Origin of the sequence: Streptomyces nogalater, assembly GCF_039532885.1 — a bacterium.
GTDB lineage: Bacteria > Actinomycetota > Actinomycetes > Streptomycetales > Streptomycetaceae > Streptomyces > Streptomyces nogalater.
The window spans coordinates 166,977-192,689 of record NZ_BAAASM010000015.1 but is presented as its reverse complement, the minus strand read 5'-3'; the positions used below and the strand labels follow the sequence as shown (position 1 = coordinate 192,689).

Annotated in this window: 21 protein-coding genes; 9 read left to right on the top strand and 12 right to left on the bottom strand. The window is 70.5% G+C overall.

Features of this window, described 5'->3' with window-relative positions; all coding sequences use genetic code 11:
• Positions 1-52: 52 nt before the first annotated feature.
• On the bottom strand, positions 53-766 hold the full coding sequence (trhA, locus tag ABD350_RS14570; protein ID WP_344348454.1) for a PAQR family membrane homeostasis protein TrhA: 714 nt from the start codon (positions 764-766) through the stop codon (positions 53-55).
• Between the two features lie 289 nt (positions 767-1,055).
• Between trhA and ABD350_RS14565 the strand changes: the two genes are divergently transcribed.
• Positions 1,056-2,879 (top strand): phosphoenolpyruvate carboxykinase (GTP), encoded by a 1,824-nt coding sequence (locus ABD350_RS14565; RefSeq protein ID WP_344348453.1) that lies wholly within the window; start codon positions 1,056-1,058, stop codon positions 2,877-2,879.
• Positions 2,880-3,204: 325 nt separating this feature from the next.
• On the opposite strand, the gene ABD350_RS14560 is transcribed toward ABD350_RS14565, so the two are convergent.
• Positions 3,205-3,618, bottom strand: a complete 414-nt coding sequence (locus tag ABD350_RS14560) for an SCO4983 family protein (RefSeq protein WP_344348452.1) — start codon at positions 3,616-3,618, stop codon at positions 3,205-3,207.
• Positions 3,619-3,706: 88 nt separating this feature from the next.
• Positions 3,707-4,918 carry a pyridoxal phosphate-dependent aminotransferase gene (locus ABD350_RS14555; RefSeq protein WP_344348451.1) on the bottom strand — a complete coding sequence of 404 codons (1,212 nt, stop codon included), beginning with the start codon at positions 4,916-4,918 and terminating at the stop codon, positions 3,707-3,709.
• 479 nt (positions 4,919-5,397) lie between these two features.
• Between ABD350_RS14555 and ABD350_RS14550 the strand changes: the two genes are divergently transcribed.
• Together ABD350_RS14550 and ABD350_RS14545 are read left to right on the top strand one after the other, a co-directional pair.
• Positions 5,398-5,853 (top strand): hypothetical protein, encoded by a 456-nt coding sequence (locus ABD350_RS14550; RefSeq protein WP_344348450.1) that lies wholly within the window; start codon positions 5,398-5,400, stop codon positions 5,851-5,853.
• Between the two features lie 372 nt (positions 5,854-6,225).
• Entirely contained in the window at positions 6,226-7,089 is an 864-nt protein-coding gene (locus ABD350_RS14545) for a S1 family peptidase (RefSeq protein WP_344348449.1), read from the top strand.
• Between the two features lie 7 nt (positions 7,090-7,096).
• Here ABD350_RS14545 and ABD350_RS14540 read toward each other — a convergent pair whose 3' ends face one another.
• Both ABD350_RS14540 and ABD350_RS14535 read right to left on the bottom strand, forming a co-directional pair.
• Entirely contained in the window at positions 7,097-8,707 is a 1,611-nt protein-coding gene (locus tag ABD350_RS14540; protein ID WP_344348448.1) for an N-acyl-D-amino-acid deacylase family protein, read from the bottom strand.
• Positions 8,708-8,716: 9 nt separating this feature from the next.
• Complete coding sequence (locus ABD350_RS14535; RefSeq protein WP_344348446.1) at positions 8,717-9,988, bottom strand: amino acid deaminase; 1,272 nt, start codon at positions 9,986-9,988, stop codon at positions 8,717-8,719.
• A 176-nt stretch (positions 9,989-10,164) separates the two neighbouring features.
• Between ABD350_RS14535 and ABD350_RS14530 the strand changes: the two genes are divergently transcribed.
• The 5 genes from ABD350_RS14530 (at position 10,165) to ABD350_RS14510 (ending at position 14,581) form a co-directional block, all read left to right on the top strand.
• Entirely contained in the window at positions 10,165-11,178 is a 1,014-nt protein-coding gene (locus ABD350_RS14530; RefSeq protein WP_382467014.1) for a sugar kinase, read from the top strand.
• The gene (locus ABD350_RS14525) at positions 11,175-11,939 is read left to right on the top strand and encodes an IclR family transcriptional regulator (RefSeq protein WP_344348444.1); all 765 of its coding nucleotides are present in this window, start codon (positions 11,175-11,177) and stop codon (positions 11,937-11,939) included. The genes ABD350_RS14530 and ABD350_RS14525 overlap by 4 nt, the downstream gene beginning before the upstream one ends.
• Positions 11,936-12,346, top strand: coding sequence for a RidA family protein (locus ABD350_RS14520; protein WP_344348442.1), 411 nt, complete (start codon positions 11,936-11,938; stop codon positions 12,344-12,346). The genes ABD350_RS14525 and ABD350_RS14520 overlap by 4 nt, the downstream gene beginning before the upstream one ends.
• A 118-nt stretch (positions 12,347-12,464) precedes the next feature.
• Positions 12,465-13,943: a GntP family permease gene (locus tag ABD350_RS14515; protein ID WP_344348441.1), complete on the top strand. Its 1,479-nt coding sequence runs from the start codon at positions 12,465-12,467 to the stop codon at positions 13,941-13,943.
• A 65-nt stretch (positions 13,944-14,008) separates the two neighbouring features.
• Positions 14,009-14,581, top strand: coding sequence for a hypothetical protein (locus tag ABD350_RS14510; protein WP_344348440.1), 573 nt, complete (start codon positions 14,009-14,011; stop codon positions 14,579-14,581).
• Between the two features lie 3 nt (positions 14,582-14,584).
• Here the strand turns inward: ABD350_RS14510 and ABD350_RS14505 are convergent, their stop codons facing one another.
• From ABD350_RS14505 to ABD350_RS14495, 3 genes are all read right to left on the bottom strand, one after another.
• Positions 14,585-15,901, bottom strand: coding sequence for a M14 family metallopeptidase (locus ABD350_RS14505; RefSeq protein WP_344348439.1), 1,317 nt, complete (start codon positions 15,899-15,901; stop codon positions 14,585-14,587).
• 188 nt (positions 15,902-16,089) lie between these two features.
• Complete coding sequence (locus ABD350_RS14500) at positions 16,090-16,287, bottom strand: DUF397 domain-containing protein (protein ID WP_344348438.1); 198 nt, start codon at positions 16,285-16,287, stop codon at positions 16,090-16,092.
• A gap of 2 nt (positions 16,288-16,289) precedes the next feature.
• A complete protein-coding gene (locus ABD350_RS14495) occupies positions 16,290-17,141 on the bottom strand; it encodes a helix-turn-helix domain-containing protein (protein ID WP_344348437.1) in 852 nt (283 codons plus the stop codon).
• 187 nt (positions 17,142-17,328) lie between these two features.
• Here ABD350_RS14495 and ABD350_RS14490 point away from each other — a divergent pair, with 187 nt between their 5' ends.
• Positions 17,329-17,739, top strand: coding sequence for an ATP-binding protein (locus ABD350_RS14490; protein ID WP_344348436.1), 411 nt, complete (start codon positions 17,329-17,331; stop codon positions 17,737-17,739).
• A gap of 11 nt (positions 17,740-17,750) precedes the next feature.
• Here ABD350_RS14490 and ABD350_RS14485 read toward each other — a convergent pair whose 3' ends face one another.
• The 4 genes from ABD350_RS14485 to ABD350_RS14470 form a co-directional block, all read right to left on the bottom strand.
• Positions 17,751-19,007: a DUF1266 domain-containing protein gene (locus ABD350_RS14485; protein ID WP_382467015.1), complete on the bottom strand. Its 1,257-nt coding sequence runs from the start codon at positions 19,005-19,007 to the stop codon at positions 17,751-17,753.
• Positions 19,008-19,850: 843 nt separating this feature from the next.
• Positions 19,851-24,476 carry a putative T7SS-secreted protein gene (locus tag ABD350_RS14480; RefSeq protein ID WP_344348434.1) on the bottom strand — a complete coding sequence of 1,542 codons (4,626 nt, stop codon included), beginning with the start codon at positions 24,474-24,476 and terminating at the stop codon, positions 19,851-19,853.
• The gene (locus tag ABD350_RS14475) at positions 24,476-25,123 is read right to left on the bottom strand and encodes a hypothetical protein (protein ID WP_344348433.1); all 648 of its coding nucleotides are present in this window, start codon (positions 25,121-25,123) and stop codon (positions 24,476-24,478) included. Before ABD350_RS14475 ends, ABD350_RS14480 begins: the two co-directional genes overlap by 1 nt.
• Positions 25,120-25,617 (bottom strand): hypothetical protein, encoded by a 498-nt coding sequence (locus tag ABD350_RS14470; RefSeq protein WP_344348432.1) that lies wholly within the window; start codon positions 25,615-25,617, stop codon positions 25,120-25,122. Before ABD350_RS14470 ends, ABD350_RS14475 begins: the two co-directional genes overlap by 4 nt.
• Positions 25,618-25,713: the final 96 nt, after the last annotated feature.

Below are 25,713 nucleotides of genomic sequence, written 5' to 3'. Positions count from 1 at the left end.
GGCCAGCATCGCACGGACCCCCGCGCGGACCTCGGCGTTTTTTCTCCGGGCCTTACGCGTGCTGGTAGGCGACCAGCGAGATGCCGACGTAGTGCACGACGAACGCGGCGAGGGTCAGGGAGTGGAACACCTCGTGGAAGCCGAACCAGCGCGGTGACGGGTTCGGGCGCTTGATGCCGTAGATCACGCCGCCGGCGCTGTACAGCAGGCCGCCGACCACCACCAGGACCAGGACGGCGATGCCGCCGGCGCGCAGGAAGTCGGGCAGGAAGAACACGGCCGCCCAGCCCATCGCGATGTAGCAGGGCGTGTACAGCCAGCGAGGGGCGCCGACCCAGAAGACCCGGAAGACGATGCCGGCCGCGGCGGCGGCCCAGATGCCCCACAGCAGCCAGCGGCCCTTGCCGCCGGGCAGGAGCAGCATGGTCAGCGGGGTGTAGGTGCCCGCGATGATCAGGAAGATGTTGGCGTGATCCAGACGGCGCAGCACGCCGTCCATGCGGGGGCTCCAGTTGCCCCGGTGGTACAGCGCGCTGACACCGAAGAGCAGACACGCCGTCAGGACGTAGATGCCGCAGGCTATGCGGCCTCTGGTCGAGTCGGCGAGCGCGGTGAGCACGAGGCCCGCGATGAGTACGGCCGGGAACATGCCGAGGTGCAGCCAGCCGCGGAGACGGGGCTTGACCGGATGCGGCAGGGAAAGCGCGACGGGACCGCGGCCGGCGGCCGGCGTGTCCGTGGGCGCGTCGGGGACGGACGCAGTCATGCGGGGCATGGTACCGACGCCTCCGTAAACCGTCCGTCAATACGTACGCATCCACGTCACTCTCGCGCCACAGGCAAAAAGTCCTTCAGCTGAACCCAACGTGGACGCAAAACAACCTGGACATCGTGGGATTCCTCACGCCGCTCACCTGTGATGCCCTCTGGACAGATGGGCACTAGACTCGGATGATCAAATGAGTGCGGTCGGCACCGGATGAGCGGCTACGAAGCATCCGGGTCGCGGCCCCCACGGGGCGAACACACCCAAAAACCCTCACTTAGGAGCAATCGTGGCGCGCGACAACGCGGCTCCCACCGTCGTCCCCACCCACCACCGGGAACTGATCTCGTGGGTCAACGAGATCGCCGAACTGACGCAGCCGGACAGGGTGGTCTGGTGCGACGGCTCCGAGGCCGAGTACGAGCGGCTGTGCGAGGAACTGGTCGCCAAGGGAACGTTCAAGAAGCTTGACCCGGTCAAGCGCCCGCACTCCTACTACGCGGCCTCGGACCCGACCGACGTCGCGCGCGTCGAGGACCGCACCTTCATCTGCTCCGAGAAGGAGGAGGACGCGGGCCCGACCAACCACTGGAAGGCCCCCGCCGAGATGCGGGAGATCTTCACCGGTGAGCAGGGCCTGTTCCGGGGCTCGATGCGGGGCCGCACGATGTACGTCGTCCCGTTCTGCATGGGCCCGCTCGGCTCCCCGCTGTCCGCGCTGGGCGTGGAGATCACCGACTCCGCGTACGTGGCCGTCTCCATGCGCACGATGACGCGCATGGGCCAGGCCGTCCTGGACGAACTGGGCGAGGAGGGCTTCTTCGTCAAGGCGGTGCACACGCTGGGCGCCCCGCTGGAGCCGGGCCAGGAGGACGTCCCCTGGCCCTGCAACCAGACCAAGTACATCTCGCACTTCCCCGAGACCCGGGAGATCTGGTCCTACGGCTCGGGCTACGGCGGCAACGCCCTGCTCGGCAAGAAGTGCTACGCGCTGCGTATCGCCTCGGTCATGGCGCGTGACGAGGGCTGGCTGGCCGAGCACATGCTGATCCTGAAGCTCACCCCGCCGCAGGGCGAGGCCAAGTACGTCGCCGCCGCCTTCCCCTCCGCCTGCGGCAAGACCAACCTCGCCATGCTGGAGCCCACGATCTCCGGCTGGACGGTGGAGACCGTCGGCGACGACATCGCCTGGATGCGGTTCGGCGAGGACGGCCGTCTGTACGCGATCAACCCCGAGGCGGGCTTCTTCGGCGTCGCGCCCGGCACCGGCGAGCACACCAACGCCAACGCGATGAAGACCCTGTGGGGCAACGCGGTCTTCACCAACGTCGCGCTCACCGACGACGGCGACGTGTGGTGGGAGGGCATGACCGAGGAGCCCCCGGCCCACCTGACCGACTGGAAGGGCAACGACTGGACGCCGGCGTCCGCGACCCCGGCGGCGCACCCCAACGCCCGCTTCACCGTGCCGGCCGCGCAGTGCCCGACCATCGCGCCCGAGTGGGAGGACCCCAAGGGCGTGCCGATTTCGGCGATCCTGTTCGGCGGCCGCCGGGCCACGGCCGTGCCGCTGGTGACGGAGTCCTTCGACTGGAACCACGGCGTCTTCCTCGGCGCCAACGTGGCCTCCGAGAAGACCGCGGCGGCCGAGGGCAAGGTCGGCGAGCTGCGCCGCGACCCGTTCGCGATGCTCCCGTTCTGCGGCTACAACATGGGCGACTACATGGCCCACTGGATCGACGTGGCCAAGGACAAGGACCAGTCCAGGCTGCCGAAGATCTACTACGTCAACTGGTTCCGCAAGGACGACGAGGGCAGGTTCGTCTGGCCGGGCTTCGGCGAGAACTCCCGCGTCCTGAAGTGGATCGTGGAGCGGCTGGAGGGCAGGGCCGAGGGCGTCGAGACCCCGATCGGCATCCTGCCGGCCAAGGGCGCGCTGGACACCGACGGGCTCGAACTGCCCGAGGCCGACCTGGACTTCCTGCTCACCGTGGACAAGGACGTCTGGCGCGAGGAGGCCGCCCTGGTCCCCGAACACCTGAACACCTTCGGCGACCACACCCCGAAGGAGCTGTGGGACCAGTACCACGCGCTGCTGGAGCGCCTGGGCTGAGGCCCGCGCCCGCAAGACTCCGCGGCCGGTCCGGATGTGCCCTGACCAGCGATCGTCACGACCGGCCGCGGTGACCACCCACCCGGGGCCCCGCACAACGGCGTGCGGGGCCCCGGGTTTTCGGCTGTCGTGGCTTCCGGTGTCCTCGCGTCCGGGCGGACTCGCCCCGGCCCGGCTGGGGCCGACCGCGTTCACCCGGAGCGGGCCGGATCGCGAGGCGGGAAGGGAAGGCACCGGCCGGGGCCGGTGAGGTGGGTGGCGCCCGGTCCGCGCGTCGCTGCGGGTGCGCGCGGACCGGGGCCGTCAGGGGGACCCCTCGGCGGGGTCAGTGGGCCGGGCTGAGCGTCTTCGGGTCGGTCTCGGCGCCGGCGTGGGCGTCCATCCGCTCGGCCGCGAGGATGGCCGCCGCGGTGTCTGCGCGGGAGGCGGCGACCACGAGGGCGCGTCCGGCGAGCGTGTGCGCCCGCCGGTGCAGCGCGGCCGGGTCACCCGCCGCGGCCGGTGCCGCGCGCAGCGGCGCACGGCCGCCGCGCAGCCGGGCCACCTGGGCGGCGAGGCGTTCGGCGGCGGTGTCCAGGTCGGCGGACGGGGTCAGGGCGCGCAGCTCGTCGGTGACCGCGAGCAGCGCGGCGAGGTGCCCGGCGAGCTGGATGTCCAGCTCCTCCTCGCGCGACCGGTGGGGGAAGTCGCTGCCGGCCATCGTGCTGTGGACCGACTTGGTGCGGATCGGTTCGTACATGGGGATGGCCTCCTGTGCTCTGACAGGAAACCATCCTACATTGGATTTCGTCTAAAGTTGAGTCGAGTCACGGAGTACGGCCCGGCGGCTACGGCTGGCCGTATCCGTCCAGGAAGGTGCCGATGCGGGTGATGGCGTCCCGGAGATCGCCGACCGCCGGCAGGGTCACCACCCGGAAGTGATCGGGCTCCGGCCAGTTGAAGCCGGTGCCGTGGACGACCATGATCTTCTCCTGCCGCAGCAGGTCCAGGACCAGCTGCCGGTCGTCCTTGACCTTGAAGACCTTCGGGTCCAGCCGGGGGAAGAGGTACAGCGCGCCCTTGGGCCGTACGCAGCTCACGCCCGGGATCCGGGTGAGCAGGTCGTAGGCGACGTCCATCTGCTCCTTCAACCGCCCGCCCGGCAGCACCAGGTCGTTGATCGACTGGCGTCCGCCGAGCGCGGCGACCACCCCGTGCTGCCCCGGCATGTTGGCGCACAGCCGCATGTTCGCCAGGATCGTCAGGCCCTCGATATAGGAGTCGGCGTGGGCGCGCGGGCCGGAGACCGCCATCCAGCCGACGCGGTAACCGGCCACCCGGTACGCCTTCGACATGCCGTTGAAGGTGAGGGTGAGCAGATCGGGGGCGACCTTCGCGGTCGGGGTGTGCGTGGTGCCGTCGTAGAGGATCTTGTCGTAGATCTCGTCCGAGCAGACCAGCAGGTTGTGCCGGCGGGCGATGTCCGTCAGCCCCTTGAGCACCTCCTCGTCGTACACCGCGCCCGTGGGGTTGTTCGGGTTGATGACGACGATCGCCTTGGTGCGGTCGGTGACCTTGCGTTCGATGTCGGCCAGGTCGGGCATCCAGTCGGACTGCTCGTCGCAGCGGTAGTGCACCGCCGTCCCCCCGGACAGGGAGACGGCCGCCGTCCACAGCGGATAGTCCGGGGCCGGCACCAGGACCTCGTCGCCGTCGTCCAGCAGCGCCTGCATCGCCATCACGATCAGCTCGGAGACGCCGTTGCCGATGAAGACGTGCTCGACGTCCGTCTCGATACCGATGGTCTGGTTGTGCATCACGACCGCGCGGCGGGCGGCGAGCAGCCCCTTGGCGTCGCCGTAACCGTGCGCCGTGGAGACGTTGCGGAGGATGTCCTCCAGGATCTCCGGGGGGCACTCGAAGCCGAAGGCGGCCGGGTTGCCGGTGTTGAGCTTGAGGATGCGGTGGCCCGCCGCCTCCAGCCGCATGGCCTCTTCGAGAACCGGGCCCCGGATCTCGTAACAGACGTTGGCGAGCTTGGTCGACTGGATCACCTGCATATCCGTGAGCTTACGGCCCGCTCCCGCCCCGTGGGCGGTGTTTTCCACCACCCGGGACACGGGGTTGCCCGGAAAACACCGCCGAATGTCTTGCAGGGGCCTTGCGTCCCTAGAATTCGCTGCCATGTCCATGGAACGGGAGTACGGAGCGGAGGCGCACGTCCCGCACGGGGCGGGCGGCGCGCCCGGTGTCCGGCCGAGCGTGTACCACCCGCTGCCGGCTCCGGCCCCCGCCTACGAGGAGTACGCCGACCCGGCCGCCGCGCACGGCTGGCGGAACGACTACGACGCGACGCGCGAGCTGCCGCCGGCTGCCGGGGAGCCCGACCGGCCGGCCGAGGCCGCGCCGTCGGCTCCGTCGGCTCCGTCGACGACGCCGGTGCGGTCGGTGATGTCGGCGCCTTCGGCGGCCGGGGCCGGCCGGGCCCGGCGCGGGCGGCCGCCGCCGCACGGTGGTCGTCGCCGGCGCCCTCGCGGCGGTGGCCGGCACCGTCGCGGCGATCGCCACGCTGTCCGGCCCCGGCTCCTCGGACCCGTCCCGCCCCGCCGGCGGCGGCCGGATCGCCGACGGCCCCGCGACGGACGGCGACGGCACGGACGGCGGGGGCAAGGGCGGGGACAAGGGTGCGGGCGCGGGCGACGACGGCGCCGGTGACGCCACGGCCACCACCGTGCCGCCCACGCCGGCCCCGGCCACCGCGCCCCCTACCGCCGTGACCGCGCCGACGGTCACGACCGCCCGCTCCGCCACCGCCCCACACCCGGGCACCACCGCGAGCGGCCCGGCCGGCAGCCGGCCGGCCACCACCGCGCCCCCTGCCACCCGGCCCGCCGCCCCCACGGCCACGGCCTCGCCCACCGCCACGCCGGCCTACCGTCCGGGCGGCCCCCGCCACGGCCACGGCGGCCCGAGGTGGCCTCGCTGGACGGAGTGAGCCAGGGGCGGCTCCGGGCCTCTGCGCGGGGTACGGCGTCCGGCGCGACCCCGCCGATCCGGCGCACGGAGTCCGCCCCGCGCCCCCGCCACGCCCAACCGCTGCCTTTGCCAAGGCCGTTGCCCACGTAACCCCTCGTCGCGCGGCCGACGTGATCCTCCGTCACGCGGCCGACGCATTCCTCCGTCGCCCGCCCCAAGGTGAACGCCCCGCGCGCCCGCGGCAAACCTCCGGTGCGCGGTCCGAGGGAAACCCCTATGACCTGTCGCCGCTTCTTGTCCCCGCCCCGCCGCGCTGTCGACAATGCGCATGACAACCGTGTGGGCGACCGGAAGACCTCCGGTCGCCCCCGTCGTACGAGGGGACCCCCACGTGAACAAGCCTCTCCTTGCCGCGCTCTGTGCCGTGGCGGCCGTCGGCCTCGGCGCCACCCCGGCGCTGGCCGCCCCGGGCACCTCCGCCCCGGCCACCTCCGCCCCGCACCCCGCCAAGGCCGCCGCGGTCGCCGTCGACTTCGCCGGCACCGTCTCGCTCAGCAACTGCTCCGGCTCCGTCATCCGCTTCCCGGGCTCCGCCGACACCGACCCGGCCCTCGTGCTGACCAACGGCCACTGCCTGGAGACCGGCATGCCGAGCGCCGGCCAGGTCATCACCGGCCAGTCCTCCAGCCGTACCTTCGGCCTGCTGAACTCCGCCGGCACCAAGATCGCCACCCTCCGTGCCAACCAGATCGTCTACTCGACCATGACCGACACGGACGTCACGATCTACCGCACCACCACCACGTACGCGGCGATCAAGAGCTCGTACGGCATCAGCCCGCTCACCGTGCAGGACACCCACCCCGTGGCCGGCACCGCCATCAAGGTGGTCTCCGGCTACTGGAAGCGCATCTACAGCTGCAACATCGACGGGTTCGTGTACCGGCTGAAGGAGGGCGACTGGACCTTCAAGGACTCGGTCCGCTACACCTCCGCCTGCAACACCATCGGCGGCACCTCCGGTTCCCCGGTGGTAGACGCCACCACCGGCAAGGTGGTCGCCGTCAACAACACCGGCAACGAGGACGGCGCGCGGTGCACGGTGAACAACCCGTGCGAGGTCGACGCGAGCGGCAACGTCACCGTCCGCCAGGGCATCAACTACGCCCAGCAGACCTACAACATCCCCGCCTGCTTCACCACCGGCAACAGGCTCAACCTGAGCGCGGCCGGCTGCACCCTGCCCAAGCCGTAAACGCGGTTCACAGCGGCGTACGGCGGACGGACCGGCCCGCGAGGGTATCCGTCCGCCGGCCGTCCTCGATGACGAACCGGCCGTCCACCAGCACGTACGGGATTCCCGTCGGCAGCCTGCGCGGCTCGGCGAAGGTGGCGCCGGGCGCGACCGTCTCCGGGTCGAACAGCACCAGGTCCGCCCGGTACCCCTCGCGCACCAGCCCGCGGTCCGGCAGCCGCAGCCGCGCCGCCGGCCGGGAGGTGAGGTGGGCGACGCACTCCTCCAGCGTCAGCACGCCCAGCTCCCGCACATAGTGGCCGAGATAGCGCGGGAACGTGCCGTACGCCCGCGGATGCGGCTTGCTGCCGCGCAGGATGCCGTCGGAGCCGCCGGTGTGCGCGCGGTGCCGCATGATCGCGCGGACGTTCTCCTCGTGGCCGACGTGCTGGAGGATCGTCGTACCGAGCCGGTCCCGCAGCAGCAGGCGGCGGGCCGTGTCCCAGGGGGCCTCGCCGCGCAGGTGGGCCGACTCCCGGACGGTACGGCCCACGAAGTCGCCGAGGGCCGGATCGCTCACCCCGGAGATCTCGATCGTCTCCCACTCCACCGGCACGCCGTGGCAGCCGTCCGAGCCGGTGACCTCCAGGTCGTGCCGGATCCGCCCGGCCGTCGCCGGGTCGGCGAGCCGGGCCAGGATCTCCTTGGGGCCGCCCTCGCTCGCCCAGCTCGGCAGCAGCGCGGCGAGGGTGGTGCTGCCGGGGGTGTAGGGGTAGGTGTCCAGGGTGATGTCCGCGCCCGCCTGAAGGGCCCCATCCAGCAGCGCCAGCAGCTGAGGCGCCCGGCCCTTGTTCACCCCGAAGTTCATCGTCGCGTGCGCGAGGTGCAGCGGACAGTCCGCCTCCCGGGCGAGGGCGACCATCTCGGCGTACGCCTCCAGCGCGCCGGCGCCGTAGGAGCGGTGGTGCGGGCAGTAGTAGCCGCCGTAGGAGCCCACCACCCGGCACAGTTCGGTCAGTTCGGCGTCGCGCGCGTACATGCCCGGGGTGTACGTCAGCCCCGACGACAGGCCCACCGCGCCCTGCTCCAGCCCCTCCCCGACCAGCCGCCGCATCCGGTCCAGCTCTTCGGGGGTGGCCGCGCGGTCCTCCCAGCCGACCACGAGCGCCCGGAGGGTGCCCTGGGGGATCAGATAGGCCGCGTTCACGGCGATGCCCCCGTCCAGCCGGTCGAGGTACTCGCCCACCGACCGCCAGTCGAAGTCGATGTCGTCGCCGTACCCGTTCCACCCGGTGATCGCCCGCCGCACCTCCTCCAGCGTGCGGTCGTCCACCGGGGCGTACGACAGCCCGTCCTGGCCGAGGACCTCCAGCGTGACCCCCTGCGCGGCCTTCGCGCTGTGGTCGGGGTCGCGCAGCAGGGCCAGGTCGGAGTGGGCGTGCATGTCGATGAAGCCGGGGGAGAGGACCAGGCCCTCCGCGTCGATCTCCCGCCTGGCGCGCGGGCGCTGGCAGCCCGCGGCGGCGGCCTCCTTGACGATCGAGACGATGCGGCCGGCACCGATCACGACATCGGCGCGGTACGCGTCCGCCCCGCTGCCGTCGACGACGTCGGCGTCCCGGATGACCAGGTCCTCCACACGGGCCTCCTAGAAGAACGTACGGATGTAGTCGACGACCGTGCCGTCCGCCTCGGCCACCGGGATCAGCTGCCACTTGTCGAACGACGTGCACGGGTGGGACAGGCCGAAGCCGATCCAGTCGCCCACCTCGACATCCGCCTCCGGGTCCGTGCGCAGCCAGGTGTGCTGGTCGGACAGGCCGGTGACGGTGATGCCGGCGGCCGGGCGCTCCACGCCGTCCCGGCGTACCACCTGGGCGGCCGGCAGATCCAGGTCGTAGGCCGCGTCCCGCTTGCCCGCGTTGGCGAAGGCCCGTTCGGCGGTGGGCCGGGAGACGACCTGCGCCCACAGCCGGAAGGCGGGCTCCAGCGCGCCCTCCTCGGGCACCCGGCCGAACGGGGTGAGCCTGCGGTAGTGCCCGTCGTCGTGCGAGACGTACGCGCCGGAGCGCAGCAGCTTCAGCACGGGCCTCGACAGGTCCGGAATCCCGGCGAAGACGTCGGCGACCGCGTCGAACCAGGCGCTGCCGCCCGCGCTCACCACGATCTCGTCGGTCTCCCCGAACCGCCCGCTCCGGTCCAGCCCGGCGGCCAGCGCCACCAGCCTGCGCAGATACGACCGCACCCGATCGGGGTCGGCCTTCGGCACCTCGCCCTCGTACCCCGCCACGCCGACCAGGCGCAGGGTGGGTACGGCGGCCACGGCGGCGGCGACCTGCTCGGCCTCGGCCTCCGTACGCACCCCGGTGCGCGCCCCCTCGCCCGCGCCCAGCTCGATCACCACGTCCACCGGGCGGGCCGCGCCGCGCAGGGCCGCGTCCATCAGCTCCACGCCGCGCACCGAGTCGACGTAGGCGACGAGCCGGAACTCCGGGTCGGCGGCCAGTTCGGCGGCGATCCAGCGCAGGGCGGGGGCGTCGACCAGCTCGTTGGCGAGGAAGACCCGCCGGACGCCGAACGCCCGGGCGACGCGCACCTGGTGGGGCAGTGCGAGGGTGATCCCCCAGGCGCCGTGTTCGATCTGGCGGTGGAAGAGCTGCGGGGCCATGGAGGTCTTGCCGTGCGGGGCGAAGGCCAGGCCGTGCCGGGTGGTGTACGTCTCCATCAGCGCGAGGTTGTGCTCCAGGCGCTCGGCGGACAGCGCGAGGACCGGGGTGGTGAAGCCGTCGCCGTCCCGGAAGAGGTTGCGGCGCTGGGCGGCCAGCTCGGCGACGGTCAGGCCGTAGGCGTCCGGCGGCAGGCCCTTGAAGCGGTGGTCGACATGTTCCTCGGCGAGGCGGGTGAGCGCTTCGGTGCCCATGAAGCCCCTCTCAGGCGTTGCATCTTCTGCAACGACCATTGCGTCTTGTGCTTACTGGTGTCTAGCATCTCGCCGAACACCGGGTCAACGGATCCTCGCCCTGGCGATCGACGGGAGTCATCATCAACGACGCTGCTTACGCCTCGGTCGTCGCGCCCTCACGGCCCGTCACGGACGTGGACGTGGCGGCGCTCGGCGAGTCCATGGTCACCTTCCTGCCCAGCCGCCCCGGCCGCCTCGCCGACGTGCCCTCCTTCGACCGGGCCATCGGCGGCGCCGAGTCCAACGTGGCCTGCGCCCTGGCCGCGTTCGGGCACACCGCCCGCTGGGTCAGCCGGGTCGGCGCGGACGGCTTCGGCGACCACCTGGTGGAACGGATCGCCGGGTACGGCGTCGACGTCACCGCCGTCCGCCGGGACCCCGGCCGGCCCACCGGCGTGTACTTCCGCACCGCCGGGGACCGGGGGACGGGCGCGCACGAGGTGGCGTACTACCGGGCCGGATCGGCCGCCTCCGCGATGTCCGCGGGGAACGTGGACCTGGCGGCGGCCCGCGCGGCCCGGGTGCTGCACCTGACCGGCATCACGGCCGCGCTGTCGGCGCAGTGCCGGGACCTGCTGCACGAAATGACGGCCCCCGGCCCGGGGCGCCCGCTGGTGTCCTTCGACGTCAACCACCGGCCGGGGCTGTGGCGGGACGGCGAGGGCACCGGCGTCCTGCTGGAGCTGGCCCGGCGCGCGGATCTGGTGTTCGTGGGGGAGGACGAGGCGGCCCACACCTGGGGGACCACCGGCGGGCCGGCCGCCGTCCGCCGGCTGCTGCCCGAGCCGCACGTACTGGTGGTGAAGGAGGGAGCGCGCGGCGCCACGGCCTTCACCCCCGAGCACCCCGACGGGACCTTCGAACCCGCCCTGCACGCCACCGTCGTGGCCGCCACCGGCGCCGGAGACGCCTTCGCCGCCGGCTTCCTCTCCGCCACCCTGCGCGGACTCCCCGTCAAGGCCCGCCTGAGGTACGGCCACCTCTTCGCCGCCGCCGCCCTCACCACCCCCGGCGACCTGGCCGCACCCCCCGCCCGCGACCACGCCGACCACCTCGCCGCCCTGGACGACGCGGCATGGGGGAGACTTCGACTCGGCCCCGGCTGGACGCGAGCCGAGCAGGCCGAGGAGGAGGCGAACATCCCATGAGTCAGACCGTCGACCGCGCCCTGAGCATCCTGCCGCTGCTCGCCGAGGGCCCCGCCGACCTCGGGCAGGTCGCCGACCGCCTCGGCGTGCACAAGTCCACCGCCCTCCGCCTGCTGCGCACCCTGCACGAACACGGCCTGGTCTACCGCCAGTCCGACCAGCGCTACCGCCTCGGCGCCCGGCTCTTCGCCCTCGCCCAGGAGGCGATGGAGAACCTCGACATCCGCGAGATCGCCCACCCCCACCTCGTACGGCTCAACGAACAGTGCGGCCACACCGTCCACCTCGCCGTGTACGAGGAGCAGGAGGTGCTGTACATCGACAAGGTGGAGAGCCGCTACCCGGTCCGCATGTACTCCCGGATCGGCAAGCCGGTGGCCATCACCGTCGCCGCCGTAGCCAAGCTGCTCCTCGCCGATCTGCCCGAACCCGAGCGCCGCGCGCTCGCCGAGCAGCTCGACTACCCCCTCTACACGGCCCGTTCGACCCCCCACGCCGAGGCCTTCCTGAAGGAACTGGCCACGGTGCGCGAACAGGGCTGGGCCACCGACCTCGGTGGCCACGAGGAGTCCATCAACTGTGTCGCCGCCCCCGTACGCGGGGCCGACGGCCGGGTGGTCGCCGCCATGTCGGTCTCCGCGCCGAACGTGGTCGTCACCGCCGAGGAACTCCTCAGCCTGCTCCCGCTGGTCCGCCGTACGGCGGACGCCATCAGCGGCGAGTACTCCGGAAGAACGCCAGTGAAGGGCACCCTCGCATGACCGAGAAGACCGCACTCACCCCGAAGACCCACGCCACCCCGCCCGCGAAGTTCTCGCACGGTGTGAAGAAGGGCAACATCCTCCAGGTCGCCGGCCAGGTCGGCTTCCTGCCCGCCGAGGAGGGCAAGCCCCCGACGCCGGCCGGCCCCACCCTGCGCGAGCAGACCCTCCAGACCCTCGTCAACGTCAAGGCGGTCCTGGAGGAAGGCGGCGCGACCTGGGACGACGTGATGATGATCCGCGTCTACCTCACGGACGTGGACCACTTCGCCGAGATGAACGACGTCTACAACGCCTACTTCGAGGAGCAGGGCCTGACCCAGCCGCCCGCCGCCCGCACGACGGTCTACGTCGGTCTGCCGGCCGGCCTCCTCATCGAGATCGACGCGCTCGCCGTCCTGGGCTGACGCCTGCCGACTCCACCTTTCCCTACGTACGTCCGCACGGCACGGCACTCCCCCCGGGGTGCCGTGCCGCGCTCCTCCCTGCCCGAAAGCACCATGCATTTACGAAGAGGACCCCCGTATGTCCCTTCCGCTCGCCGCGCCCGCCCCCACCGCGCCACCCCACACCGGAGGCCTGCTCCTCCTCGTCGACGGCACGCCCGGACTGCTCACGGTCGCCGCCCTGGGCATGGCCCTCCTGCTCTTCCTGATCATCAAGGTCCGGCTCCAGCCCTTCGTGGCCCTCCTGGCCGTCTCCATAGCCGTCGGCCTGCTGGCCGGCCTCTCGGTCACCGAACTCTTCGGCACCGTCCAGCGCTCCGACGCCGTCTCCACCATCGAGTCCGGCATGGGCGGCATCCTCGGCCACGTCGCCGTCATCATCGGCCTCGGCACGATGCTCGGCGCGATCCTCGAAGTCAGCGGCGGAGCCGAAGTGCTGGCCGCCCGGCTGCTGGCCCTCTTCGGCGAGAAGCGCGCCCCTCTCGCCATGGGCCTGACCGGCCTGCTGTTCGGCATCCCCGTCTTCTTCGACGTGGGCATCTTCGTCCTGGCCCCGATCGTCTACGCGGCGGCGAAACGATCCGGCAAGTCGGTGCTGCTCTACTGCCTCCCGCTGCTCGCCGGCCTGTCCATGACCCACGCCTTCCTGCCGCCGCACCCCGGCCCGGTCGCCGCCGCCGGACTGCTGCACGTCCAGCTCGGCTGGGTCGTGCTCATGGGCATCGTCTGCGGACTGCCCGCCGTACTGGCCGCCTGGGCGTACGCCGCCTGGGCCGGAAAGCGGATCTTCGTCGCCGTACCGCAGGACATGGTGGAGGCGGCCGAGGAGGCGAAGCGGGCGGTGGCGGCCGAGCAGCGCGCGCAGGGCGTGACACCGCGACAGACCCCGGTGCCCCTGGCCACGGTCCTGGCCATCATCGGCACACCGCTGCTGCTGATCCTGGCGGCCACGTTCTCCTCGATCGCCCTGGACCCCTCCCCGGCCCGTTCGGTCCTGGAGTTCTTCGGCAACCCCTTCGTCGCCCTCACCCTCGCCCTGTTCCTCGCCTACTACCTCCTGGGCATCCGCCGCGGCTGGTCGCGCAAGTCGCTGGAGACGGTGTCGACCGCCTCCCTGAAGCCGGTCGGCAACATCCTGCTGGTCGTGGGCGCGGGCGGGGTCTTCGGCGCCGTACTGAAGGCCGGCGGCGTCGCCCAGGCCCTGTCGGACACCTTCCACGGCGTCGGCCTGCCGGTGATCGTCCTGTCGTACCTGATCGCGCTCGTGCTGCGGGTGGCCCAGGGCTCGGCGACGGTGGCGATCGTGACGACGGCGGGCATCGTGGCCCCGCTGCTGGCGGAGGGCGGGCACTCGCAGGCGTTCGCCGCGCTCGTCATCATGGCCATCTCGGCGGGCTCCATCTTCGCCTCGCACGTCAACGACGGCGGCTTCTGGATGGTGGCCAAGTACTTCGGCATCAGCGAACGGGACACCCTGCGCAGCTGGACGGTGCTGGAGTCGGTGCTGTCGCTGGCGGGGTTCGCGGTGGCGGCGGTGGCCGGGGTGTTCGTGAGCTGACCGGATCCAGGACGTGTTCGTGAGCTGACTGGTTACGGCACAGGGAAGTCGTCCATACTGCGGCCGTGGAGCAGCGCATAGGATCGAGCAGCAAGCCGACCGGGGCCGCGGAGCCGTCGAAGGCCGAGCCGTTGAAGGCCGAGCCGGTGTTGGGCGCCGGTTTCGACCCGGCCTTCGTCCCGGGAATCACGGGCCCGACGCCGCATCAGGCGGGCCCGGTGTCCAAGGAGCCGTCGGGGTCGTCGCAGTCGTCGGGGCCGGAGGTCACCGAGGAAGCCTCCGGGGAAACCGCCGGGGAAGCGATCGCGGAACCGCCCGAGGAGGTCCTCGCGGACGCACCGGAGTCCGGGGACGACGACGGTCCGGTCTTCGAGGCGGCGGACCGCCGGGCGCGGATCGTGGCCGACCGCAGGGGCGTACGCCTGAGCCTGGACGAGGAGGCCTGCGAATTCCGCTGGGACGAGATCGCGGCGGTGGAGACGGAGACGCCCCGCTTCGGCAAGCGGTACACCGTCACCGTGCACACCCCCGACCGCCGCTGGTTCCCGATCGAGATCGAGGCGACGGCCAGGGCGCGCTTCAAGGAGTGGGACGAGCAGCTGGACGCGGTGCTCGACGCCTACTTCGAGGAGACGTAACCGCTAGGAGCAGTACTGGGCGGCCTTGCCGATCGACCGGTACATGCAGTCGGCGTTCTCCAGCAGCTGCAACACGGCGTCCTTGTTCCGGGAGGTCTCCCGCTCGATGACTTCGTCGGGCGGGTAGAACCCGCCCCCGGAGGACGAGGCCGGGTACATCTCGAAGGTGTAGCTGAAGATCTTCTGCGTACCCCACAGATAGTCGTCGATCGTCCCGTCCGTGATGTACAGATCGCTGGACTGCTCGGCGGTGTATCCGTTGCTGGCGGCCATCTTGCGCCCGACGGCCTGGAACGCGGCGGCGTCGTCGGCGGTCATCCCGGTGGCGGTGTCCGCGTAGGTGTACCCGAACGGCCACAGCACCAGTTCGCTGTAGGTGTGGAAGTCGATGCCGGCGGTGATCTGCTGCTTGCCGCCGACGACCCGGCCACGCACGAAGTCGGCGACGACCTTCACCTCGGGCGCGGACTCGGCGGCGGACCCGCGGTAGGTCTCGGAGGACGTGGACCCGGACGACCCGCCGCAGCACCCCCACTTGTAGTTCCAGTTCCGGTTCAGGTCCGTCCCCACGTTCGTGGAGCCGGAGTTGGGCTGCCGGTTCTTCCGCCACGACCGGTACGACCCGCTGGCGATGTCGTACTCGCCGCCGTCCGGGTTCAGATCGGGCACGATCCAGATCTCACGGCTGTTGACGAGGCCGGTGATCCGGGAGTCGGTCCCGTATCCCGCGCCGAGTTCGCGCAGCAGATAGAGGGCCATCTCCACGGTCAGGTGCTCCCGGGCGTGCTGGTGCGCGGTGAACAGCACCTCGGGCTCGTTCTCGTCGGTGCCGACGTTGTCGCTGACCTTGATGGCGACGATGTCCCGGCCCTGGTACGACTTCCCGATCACCCGCTTGTTCATGATGCCCGGGTAGGCGGCGAGCCGCTGGTCGATCTCGGCGTTGGCCTCGGCGTAGTTGTGGTACTTCGCGTCGGTGCTGGGGAAGTCGTAGAGCCGGGCCTGCCCGCGCTGCGGAGCGGCCCCCAGGGGCTGGACGTCGTACCCCATCCGGCGCAGCTTCTCGACCTGCTCCACCCGTCCGGAGACGACGACGCTCTCCTCGTCGGCCTCGTCCACGGTGACACCGGCGGACTGGATGGCCGTACGGGTCACGGGGTTGGTGCGCTGATGAATCTCGTACTGCCGAATGCCGTCGTCGGCCGCTGGGACCCTGCGCACGCTGTCGGCGCCGGCCTGGTCGAGCCCGGCCGAGACCGGCGCGGCGAGCGCGAGGGCCAGCAGCGCACCGAGCGCGGCGGTCCGTCTGCGAAGTCGCATGAACGCTCCTCGTGGGGGTTGGAGTGGGTGTTCCCGTGCGACGTACGAATGCGAACCCGCCGGGGCCGTTCGTGGGGCCCTGTGGGTCCGCTGTGGTCTCACTGTGCGGGTTGGCGCTCATGGTGGGGGCCGGTCATGCACAGGTCAAGTACATGGCCGGGTGGCCGACGGAAACCGGCCGGGACTCTTCACTCCGCGGGGCGGCAGGCTTTCAGCGCCTCGATGAAGGGGACGAAGGCGGTGGCGGGGAAGGTGAGGGTGGCTCGGGTGGGGGCTTTGGAGTCGCGGATGGATATGTGGGGGTGGGTGTGGGCGACTTCGACGCAGGCATCTCCCTGGCCGCCTCCGGAGAACGACGACTTCTGCCAGGTGCCAGGGGTCAGCATGCTCACAGCTCCTTCGCCAGCCTGTGGATGAAGTCACGCGACCGGGCGGGTTCGAGTGACACCGCCTCCACCCTACGAAAAAGCCTGCGATAGCGGCTGAGCTGAGCTTCGGCATCGATGAAGACAGGGCCGCCTGGACCGTCACGGACGACGGTGTCCAACTTGGGCACCGGGCCGCCCGCGTACACCATGGCGCTGCCGGCTCCGCCGAAGCCGTCCAGGTCGAACGGGATGACGCGCACGGTGACGTGATCGGCCTCGGAGAGTTCAAGCACGCGGGTGAGCTGCGCCTTCGCATCGCTGAGGTCACCCACTCTGATACGCAGCGCCGCTTCGTGGATCAGCGCCTCGTAGGGAACCGGATCCGCACGCTCGATGATGACCCTTCGCTTCATGCGGTGCTCCACCCAGCGTTCCACTTCGCTCTCCGGGAACTCCGGGTTGACGTAGGCGAAGAGAGCGCGGGCGTATTCCGGCGTCTGCAGAAGACCCGGGATGTGCAGGAACTCCACGTCCCAGCGGTAGCTGGCGTGGTGCTCCAGTTCGGGCAGGTCCATGAACGGTGTCGGTAGCAGGCCCCGGTACTCCTCCCACCAGCCGTGCGTCCTGTCCGTGGCCATCGCGACCAGGGCCTCGATCAGCTCCGCGTCCGCACACGAGTACTGCGCCGCCAGCCGCCGTACCCGCTCCGCGCTCACTCCGGCGGTCCCGGCCTCGATCTGACTCATCTGCGCCGAGTCCGTCCCGAGCAACGCGGCAGCCTCACGGCCTTTCAGCCCCGCCGCCTCACGCAGCTTCCGCAGTTCGGCGCCGAGACGCTCCTGCCGTGCGGTGGGCTGCTGTCTGCGCGGCATGCCTTCCTCCCTGAAGCGGTGCCTCGTTCGGGGGCAGATTACGGCAGCCACTTGCAACGTCCCAAATTGTGGCCCTACTGTCTGTGATGCGACGAACACGCCCCGGAAGTGCACCGCTCCGCCCTGTCGGGACGCCTGCGGCAAAGCCACCGGACGCGATCTTCCCTCCTCCTGGAGTTGATGAGGCATGCCCGAAAACGAGACCTGGGACTACACGCTCTACATCCCCAACGACCTCAGAGCCGTGACCGTATGCCGCCGCACCCTGCGGGTGATCCTGGCGATGCACGAGTTGACGGCGCTCGCGGACACGGCGGAGCTGCTGGCGACGGAGTTGGTGTCGAACGCGGTGCGGCACACCAAGGGCCCCGCGGCGATGCGGGTGCGGGGGTCGGCGGAGGGGCTGGTGTGGATCGGGGCGTGGGACACGGACCCGGAGCCCCCCGAGCCGCCGGTGCCGTTGGGACGGTCGGTGGAGGCGGAGGAGGGGCGTGGCCTGGGGCTGGTCGTGGCGTGCGCGGAGTACTGGGGGTGGCAGCCGTCGGCGAGGTTCGGGGACCGGGGGAAGTACGTGTGGTGCGAGCTGCCCCCCTGCTGAGCGGGTGACCGTCAGCGGAACGGAAGGGTGAGCCAGGGACTGCCGGGCTCGGACATCAGGATGCGATGGGCCTCGACCATGTTCTGGTACCAGTCGCCGAACTCCTCGTCGTCGAAGTGGAGGCAGCGGCCGAGGATGTAACCGGCGGAGAAGTCCTGCCAGGACTTGTAGGACAGGGCGGCGGCCCGGCCGGCCTGGAGGACGGCGGCCTCGGCCTCCTTGAGCGTGCCGAGGCGGGCGCCCAGCCCCCACCGGGCCATCTTCGAGGCGCGGCCGAGATCCCAGGCGTCGACGGAGGAGACGTACTGGTTGCCGTCGAGCACACCGTCGGCGCGCATCCGGGCCTCGTAGCGGGTGATGCGTCCGATGAGCCGTTGTACGCCTTCGATGTGGGCCTCGACCTCGGACGCGGGCCGGGGTTCGGTCTTGGTGACCCCGTCCTCACCGACCACGACCGAGCCCTCGGACCTCGCGCGGATGACGTTGGCGGCGGCCTGGCGCCAGTAGCCGACGTCGACGTGTCCGCCGAAGTCGCGGGCGATGGTGCGGCGCAGGCCGAGGGCGAAGTCCCAGACGGAACTGTGCTGTTCGCAGGCGAGGAGGTCGCGGAGGTAGTACTGCCACTGCTCGCGGGTGGTGATGCCCCACCATTCGTTCAGCCGTTTCCGCTCGTCCGGATAGCCGGTGCCGTGCCAGGCCATGCCGTTCCAGAAGGAACCGTTGTTGACGCACAGGAGGGCACCGCAGGCGAGTCCGTGGGCTACCGGGCCGTGCAGGGGGGCGCCGACACGGAGGGTGCGGAGCCGCATCGACTGGTCCCGCGGCGGGGCTTGTTCCCCGTACTGCGCCCAAGCCGCGGAATGAGGCGGAGCGGAGGGCAGGAAGGCCTCGCAGGGGCTTCCGGGATTGACGACGATCATCGGCGGGTCGGTCGGCTGCCAGACCTTGGCGAACCACTCCAGACGGTTCCAGTCGAAGACCCGGTGGGGCTCCGGGGCGGGCAGCATGCCCTCGGTGTACACGGCCCAGATCCGCCCGCCGGCGACACGCGGGTCATACCCGAACACGGCGTACGTCGCCCTGGGCGTGGCATCCGCCCCGGCCTTCTCTATCTCGAAGAACAACCGCGCCTGAGCAAGCGCCCCGAAGTACGCGGCCCAGTCCCCCCGCCCCTTGGCTTCGTACAGGACCTGCTCGATCTCGGACGGGGGAGTCCAGGCGGGGGCTGACACAGGAGGAAACCCCGCAGGGGGCGGCCCGAACGACATGAAACCCTTCCGCTCCTCTTCCCAGCTGTGGCGAGCCCAGGGTACTGGTGAGCCTCCGCCTGCGAACTGTCTTTCGGCAGGGAGGCGGGGCGCCTGTGAACCCCGGCCAGCCGGATGCCCGGGTCGAGCGAGCCGCACATGTCACCGAGGTGACCGGAACTCCTCCTCAAGATCCAGTACTCGCTTCCTTCTCTGCTCCGACGACGCGCGAGTCGGGGTCTCCCAGCACGTCCGACAAATTGGTGCGAAAGTCATCCACCTCCTGAATGTGCGGTGACAGGTCAGTGAGCATGTGCACCGTCCCATCGAGATGGCGCGCCAGTTGTGGTGCGTTCCTCCAAACCGATTCCGGTCGGGTCAGCACCGCCGAGAGCAAGTCATCGTCATACCGGCCAGCCGCCGTTTCCTGTGGCGCTGTTTCGCGTCAGACCGAGTAGGGGTGGAGATCAATCCGAGGAGTCGTGAATTCGATGCAGTCGCCGAGTCTCGGCTCTTCGGCCTGGTGGGGCTGAGCGGAGTTCATTGAGCCCGTGAATTCCACAAGTACAATGTCGGTATCGACTCGGAGAGCCACCACGGAGTCCTCGGCTACAGAGGCCACAATACCTCTGATCCGTACTGGTGAAGTCGGAAAATCCGATGTCATCATGGTCGGCCCGTCTGCGGTAGTCCACTGGGTGATCTCTTCTGGGACATCGAACTCGACATCCGCAAGAGCACCCACCTGCGGAGTTTCGGATCCGCACCACTGGCCCCACGCCTGCCCTGACGTGCCCCTGAAGGCGACCACGGGACCTTTCCCGGTCTCCCTGCCTGGCAATAGGTCCATAATCTCAATGCGCACTACTTCAGTCCTAGTGGTACTCGAACCATGGTGTTGTCCACGATCCATGTGTTGGTGGGTGATTCGAAAGTCCAGGTTTCCATGTGGAAGTGGAACTTGGTGGGTTTGCTGTTCATCTCGTGCGAACCAAGTCGAATGCTGCGCCGGCCGTCGGCGGAGACGAGGCGATCCGGATCCGGTAATCCAGTGCGCGGATGTATGTTCGTATAAGGCCCCTCGCCCAGGAAATTCTCCCACTCATCCAACACCTGGTGCGGTTTAAGGGGCTTTGGGGCGACGACCTCGCGGGTCTGGACAACCTTCTGTTCTGGAGGACAGGGAGAGAGCCCCAGGGGGTCGGCCCAGGTGTGGGGATTGTCGACATATGTCGCGGAGTTGGGTGCGGGGGTGAGGCCGAGGGGGTCGGATGCTAAGTATCGGGCCGTTTCGGGGTCGTAGTGGCGGAAGTAGTTGTAGTGGAGGCCTGTTTCGGGGTCGTAGTACTGGCCTGGGAAGCGTAGGGGGGTGTAGGTCGTGCTGTTTGTTGACCACGCCGTTGTGCCCCACAGGGTGCTTCGGGTGTGCCAGGCGATTTGGCCCTGTTCGTCCAGCAGTTCGGTTGGGGTGCCTACCAAGTCGGTGACGATGGCGAAGAAGCGGGAGTCGATTTCCTGCTGGGGGGCTTCCGCTGCGGTGATGCGTTCCGTTTGGGCGAGAGGGTGTAGGCCCTGGTGGTCCCAGGTCAGAGTGATCGGGTGGGGGAAAGCCTCAGACCTTGTCGTTTGTTCGCAGAGTGTCGTGCCGTCCCAGGTGAAGTCCACCCGTTCCACGACCGTTTCGCCGTCTGCGGCCAGGCGGAGTTTGGCCGTGCGGCGGCCCAGGGGGTCGTAGGTGTAGCGCCAGCGGGTGCCGTCCGGTGTCACCACCGAGGTCAGGCGGTCCTCCGCGTCCCATTCGTAGTGCCAGGTGTCGGGTTTGCGGGACAGGCGGGTCTTCTGGCGCAGGGTGATGCGGCCGAGGGCGTCGTGTTCGTAGCGGACGTTGCCGGCCCGGGTGATGCGGGTGCCGGTGTAGGTGCGGGGGCCGGCCGACTCCGCTCCCGGGTGGGTCGCCGGCCAAGACGCCTCGGTTTGGTTGCCTGCCTCGTCGTAGGCATAACGCTCCGTCCAGCCTGCCGCGTGGACCGCCGTCACGCGGCCGGTGGCGTCCAGGTCGAAGCGGCGCAGGCCCGACAGGTGGTCCTGGACGGCGGTCACGTTGCCGTCGGCCCGGTACGTGTACGACCGGTGCTGGACCCTCTGGCCCTGTGCGCCGGTCACCGACTGGGTCGTCAGGCGGCCCAGCGGGTCGAAGGCATGTTCCAGGGTGATCGTGCCGCCGATCAGGCGCCTCAGTTCATGCCCGGCCTCGTCATAGGTGAAGTCGATCGACCGCCCAGACAAAACCATGCTTGTGCGGCGGCCCGCCTCGTCGTAGGACCAGGTGGTGACCGCTCCTGTCGGTGTCGTGCGGCCTGTGCGGCGGCCCAGGGCGTCGTACGTGTACGTCACCGCGCGGTCGTTCACGGTGTCCGAGCGCAGGCGGCCGTGGCGGTCGCGCAGGAGGGTCAGGGTGGTGCCGTCGGGGCCGATTGCCTGGGCGAGTTGGTCGGTGAGGTCGTAGGCGTAGGTCGTGGTTCCGTTCGGCGTGGTCTTGCGGAGTACCTGGCCGAGCGCGTTACGGGCGAACGTCGTCTCCTCGCCGCGGGCGTTCCTCCGTGCGACCAAACGGCCTGCCGCGTCGTATTCGTAGGCCAGGGTGCGGTTGTCGAAGTCCGTTTCCCGGGCCAGGTGGCCTGCTGGGTCGTACTCGTACGTCCAGCTCAGGCCCTGCGGGTTGGTGACCTTGGTCAGGCGCAGTTCGGTGTCGTGGGTGAATTCGTAGCGGACGCCGTCGGGGCCGGTGCGGGCCGTCAGCAGGTCGAAGTGGGTGTACTCGAAGCGGGTGACGCCGCCGAGGGGATCGGTGTGGGTGGTGCAGTTGCCCTCGCCGTCGTACGTCCAGGTTTCCGTGGTGCCGTCGGGGGCCGTGCGGCGGGTCAGCCGGCCTTCGGGCGACCACTCCAGACGGGAGACACCACCGAGTGGGTCCGTGATGGTCGTCGGCAGGCCGAGGGCGTTGCGTTCGTAGCGGGTGGTGGCGCCCAGTGGGTCCGTCAGCCGTACCGGGAGGCCTGCGCGGTCGCAGACGACCGTCGTCGTGTGGCCCAAGGGGTCCGTGACCGAGGTCAGGTGGCCGGCTTCCGTGTAGGTGAAGCGGGTCGTCTGGCCCGCCGGATCCGTCACGGAGGTGCGGTTGCCCCGGGTGTCGTAGGTCTGGCGGATCACCGTGCCGTCCGCGTTCACCACCTTCACCGGCAGGCCGAGGGCGTTGTACTCGGCTCTCGTTTCGCGGCCGTCCGGGCGGAGCACCCGGGTGAGGTTGCCCGTCTCGTCGTACTCGAACGCCGTGGTGTGGCCCAGCGGGTCCGTCGTGGACAGCAGGCGGTTGTAGCGGTCGCGGGTGTAGTGGGTGGTCGCGCCGAGTGCGTCCGTCTCGGCGATCACCTGGCAGCGGTGGTTGATCAGGTAGTGGGTGGTGTGACCGTGTGAGTCGGTGATGGTCGTGGTGTGTTCGCCGGTGTCGGGGTCCACCGGCGAGTAGGTGAAGGTGGAGGCCAGGTGGCCTGCGGCGCCGGACTGGTGGGTGCAGCGGTCCTGGTCGTCGTAGACGTAGGTGAAGTGGCTGTCGTTGGTGTCTGTCCAGGAGGTGAGGCGGCCCTGGTCGTCGTAGCCGAAGACGGTGGGGTGGCCGGAGGAGTTGACGACCTCGGTGAGGTGACCGTCGGTGTAGCCGTAGCGGAGGAGCTCCTGGTCGGTGCCGTCGGCTGCCCCGCCCGTCAGGTGCAGCGCGGTGATTCTGCCGTCCGCGGTCGACAGCAGCAGCCGGTGACCGGCCGAGGAGGCGATCGCCAGCGGGGTGTCCTCGGCGTCGTACTCGAAGGTGATCCAGTTGCCGTTGCGGTCGTCGATCTGCTCCAGTACCGCCAGGTCCTCGGAGCGGTCGGCGAAGTGCCGCACCCGGCCCGACTCGGGGTCGGTGAGGGTGTAGCCGTCGTCCACCCGGTCCAGCGGCCAGCGCGGGCCGTGGCTGGGCAGGGTCGGCACGCCCGGGGCGGGATGGGGGTAGGCGAGGGTCACCCCGTCCTCGCCGACGAAGACGACCCCTTCCGCGTCGATCTCCAGGCGCTGGTCGAGCGCGGAGGACCAGGTCGGACCGAACCAGCCCCCGAGCCGGTACGACGACTCGAACTGGCGCTTGACGACGAGGGGCAGGGTGCCGGGGAGTGAGACGTCGGTCTGTGACAGCACCATCCTGCCGGTGGCGACATCGACGGGGTCCTTCTTGCAGACCTTGTCGGCCGGGCGCCGGGAGACGTCCTCCGCGCCCTGCTGGACCGCGTTCCGCCCACCCTTGCGCACCCCTTGCTCCGCGGCCTCCTCCGCGCCCTTCTTCAGTCCGAGCCGCAGACCACTGCGTCCGAGCCCTGCGCCCTTGGTCCCGAAGAGTTCGGGTACGAACCGGCCGCCGGACTCGGAGGGGTCCTTGCGGAACTCCTCCCACATGGTCCTCGCGGCTCGTTCGGGGTGGGCGGCGGTGGAGACGAGGCCGGAGAGCGTCATGCTGACGTTCTGCATGTACGCGGCCGGGTGGTTGAGGTTGTAGGGGTCGATGGGGTTCAGGCCGCGGACGAAGGTGCCCAGACCGGCCGTGCCCTTGACGACGCCCCCGGCGAAGTGGGTGAGTTCGATGCCGGCGGACAGGGCACCGTCGGACAGGTTGTTCTTGATGCGCTCCAGCGGCGGGGGCTCGGCGGGAGCATGGGCGAGGGCCGACCTGACCTTGCCCTGGGCTTCGGTGGCGGCGGTGTTGCGCTGCTTGCGGGCCTGGGCGAGCTTGTGCTGCGCGGCCTGGACGTCGGCCTTGCCGGGGTCCTGGAACTCGGCGGGCCTGGGGCCGGGATCCTCGCCCGCCTCCGCCTTCGCGTTGTAGGCGGCGACCTTCTCCTTGTGGGCCTCGAACGCCTCCTTGGACGCCTTCACGCCCTGCTTGTACAGCCTTACGGCTTCCTTGGCCTGTCCCTGGGCCCAGGTGACCGTGTCGGCGTACGACTCCAGCGCCTGCGCCGCCGTCTCACACGCCTGGGCGGCCTGCGCCCACTTGGCTGGGTGCACGCCGAACTTCTCCCGGAACGCGTCCCCGCCCTCGCCCCTCCACCCGGAGGAGTCGACCTTCTTCAGCCCCTGGCCGACCTTGTCGAACGCGCTGTGGAAGTCCCGCAGGTGCTTCGCGCTCTCCCGGATCTTCGCCGGATTTCCGTGGACGAGCTCGTTCGCCTCCTCGCTCTCACCGAGCCGCTGCTCACCCGGGGTCGCCCCCAGATCGGAGGCGACTCCGTCCCCCCAGTCCTCCACCACGTCGGCCCACTTGTGCGCGCCGACGTAGTCCAGACCGTCACCGATCTTGTCCGTCGTGTAGTCGACACTCTTGCCGACGAGCTTCTTGCCCCGGTCGACCAGATGCTCCCCGCCGCCGAGGAGCTTGTCGGTGACATCCCCGATCCCCATCAGCCCTCACCCTTCTCCCGCTCGGCCGCCTCGGCGCGGGCCTCGGGGGACGGGCCGAAGGTCTCGTCCAGCATCTCGTCGTAGCGCTCCCGCGAGACACCGAAGGCGCCCATCATGTCCTCCGGTCCCACGCCCGGCAGAACCGAGGAGCGCGCGGTCAGCGCGTCACGGCCGGCGTCCTTCCAGCCCTGCTCGCTGTTCGCCCACGCCTCGCGGAACGACTCCTGGCTGTAGTCCGTACCCCCGCCCGACGCGGCGATCTCCCCCCAGCCCATCTTCTGCACCTCCTCCTCGGAGGCGTACGGATTACCGATGGACGCGTTCACGGCGACCTTGAAGGCACCCTTCACATACTGGTCCGTCTCGTAGTACGTGCCCGCCGCCAGCCCCGCCTTCTCCGCGAAGGCGTTCCCCTCGGCGACCAGCGCCCGCACCCCCCACTCCCACCGCTCGCAGAACGACGTGAACTCGCCGGTCAGCCCCTCGTGACCCACTTCCAGACCCGACAACGCGATATCACCGAAACCACGACCGGCCCCCGCCTCACCGGCCATACCGAGCTCCCTCAACTCCCCCAGCGCCCCGGTCAGACCCTTCGCGATCAGATCCAGGCCCCGCGTCGCCAGGTCCTTGCCCCCACCGGTCACCGCACGCCCCCCGTCCGGCCGTCGACGTCCACCGCCACCCCGTCCGGCACGACCCTCCGCACCGGAGGAAACACCATCCCCGCATCACCGTCCGCACAGTCCAACGCCACCCCGCACGGCACCCCCGCCGCCGGCACCGCCGCATCCAGCAACCGCGCCCCCAGCCACCGCTGATACGCCCACTCGCGCGCCCCCTCGCCCCGCGTCACCGCGAAACGCGCCAACGCCCCCTCGTCCGAGAACGCGTAGAACCAGCGCACCCCGCCCAGATCGGCGGCCAGCGGGCTTTCGGTCTCCGGATCGAGCGGAACGAGCACGGCCGAACGCCGGAACTCACCCAGCAACGCCTCGAACTCACGCTTGCCGCGTGCGGCCCCCACGGCATCCCCTTGCCGGCCGGGCCCGGGCACGTCCATGTAGTCGTACAGCCGTGACCTGCGAGCTTGCTCCGCCGAGACGGCTTCTCCCCCGTGTTCGGACATGTCCCGGATCATCACATCCGTCTCCTGGCACGTCCAACGCGATAGCCGGACGAGGGATGGAGTCCGGCCACCCTCCCGGGGGCGTACGCGACGGCGCCCGGACCGTGG

Excerpts from the sequence above, each read along its gene's own strand:
- trhA (WP_344348454.1), bottom strand. The coding sequence starts at position 766 with ATGACTGCGTCCGTCCCCGACGCGCCCACGGACACGCCGGCCGCCGGC.
- ABD350_RS14495 (WP_344348437.1), bottom strand. The coding sequence starts at position 17,141 with ATGCCGCGCAGACAGCAGCCCACCGCACGGCAGGAGCGTCTCGGCGCC.
- ABD350_RS14480 (WP_344348434.1), bottom strand. The coding sequence starts at position 24,476 with ATGGGGATCGGGGATGTCACCGACAAGCTCCTCGGCGGCGGGGAGCAT.
- ABD350_RS14490 (WP_344348436.1), top strand. The coding sequence starts at position 17,329 with ATGCCCGAAAACGAGACCTGGGACTACACGCTCTACATCCCCAACGAC.
- ABD350_RS14505 (WP_344348439.1), bottom strand. The coding sequence starts at position 15,901 with ATGCGACTTCGCAGACGGACCGCCGCGCTCGGTGCGCTGCTGGCCCTC.
- ABD350_RS14500 (WP_344348438.1), bottom strand. The coding sequence starts at position 16,287 with ATGCTGACCCCTGGCACCTGGCAGAAGTCGTCGTTCTCCGGAGGCGGC.
- ABD350_RS14470 (WP_344348432.1), bottom strand. The coding sequence starts at position 25,617 with ATGATCCGGGACATGTCCGAACACGGGGGAGAAGCCGTCTCGGCGGAG.
- ABD350_RS14535 (WP_344348446.1), bottom strand. The coding sequence starts at position 9,988 with ATGGGCACCGAAGCGCTCACCCGCCTCGCCGAGGAACATGTCGACCAC.
- ABD350_RS14555 (WP_344348451.1), bottom strand. The coding sequence starts at position 4,918 with ATGCAGGTGATCCAGTCGACCAAGCTCGCCAACGTCTGTTACGAGATC.
- ABD350_RS14515 (WP_344348441.1), top strand. The coding sequence starts at position 12,465 with ATGTCCCTTCCGCTCGCCGCGCCCGCCCCCACCGCGCCACCCCACACC.
- ABD350_RS14525 (WP_344348444.1), top strand. The coding sequence starts at position 11,175 with ATGAGTCAGACCGTCGACCGCGCCCTGAGCATCCTGCCGCTGCTCGCC.
- ABD350_RS14520 (WP_344348442.1), top strand. The coding sequence starts at position 11,936 with ATGACCGAGAAGACCGCACTCACCCCGAAGACCCACGCCACCCCGCCC.
- ABD350_RS14560 (WP_344348452.1), bottom strand. The coding sequence starts at position 3,618 with ATGTACGAACCGATCCGCACCAAGTCGGTCCACAGCACGATGGCCGGC.
- ABD350_RS14485 (WP_382467015.1), bottom strand. The coding sequence starts at position 19,007 with ATGTCGTTCGGGCCGCCCCCTGCGGGGTTTCCTCCTGTGTCAGCCCCC.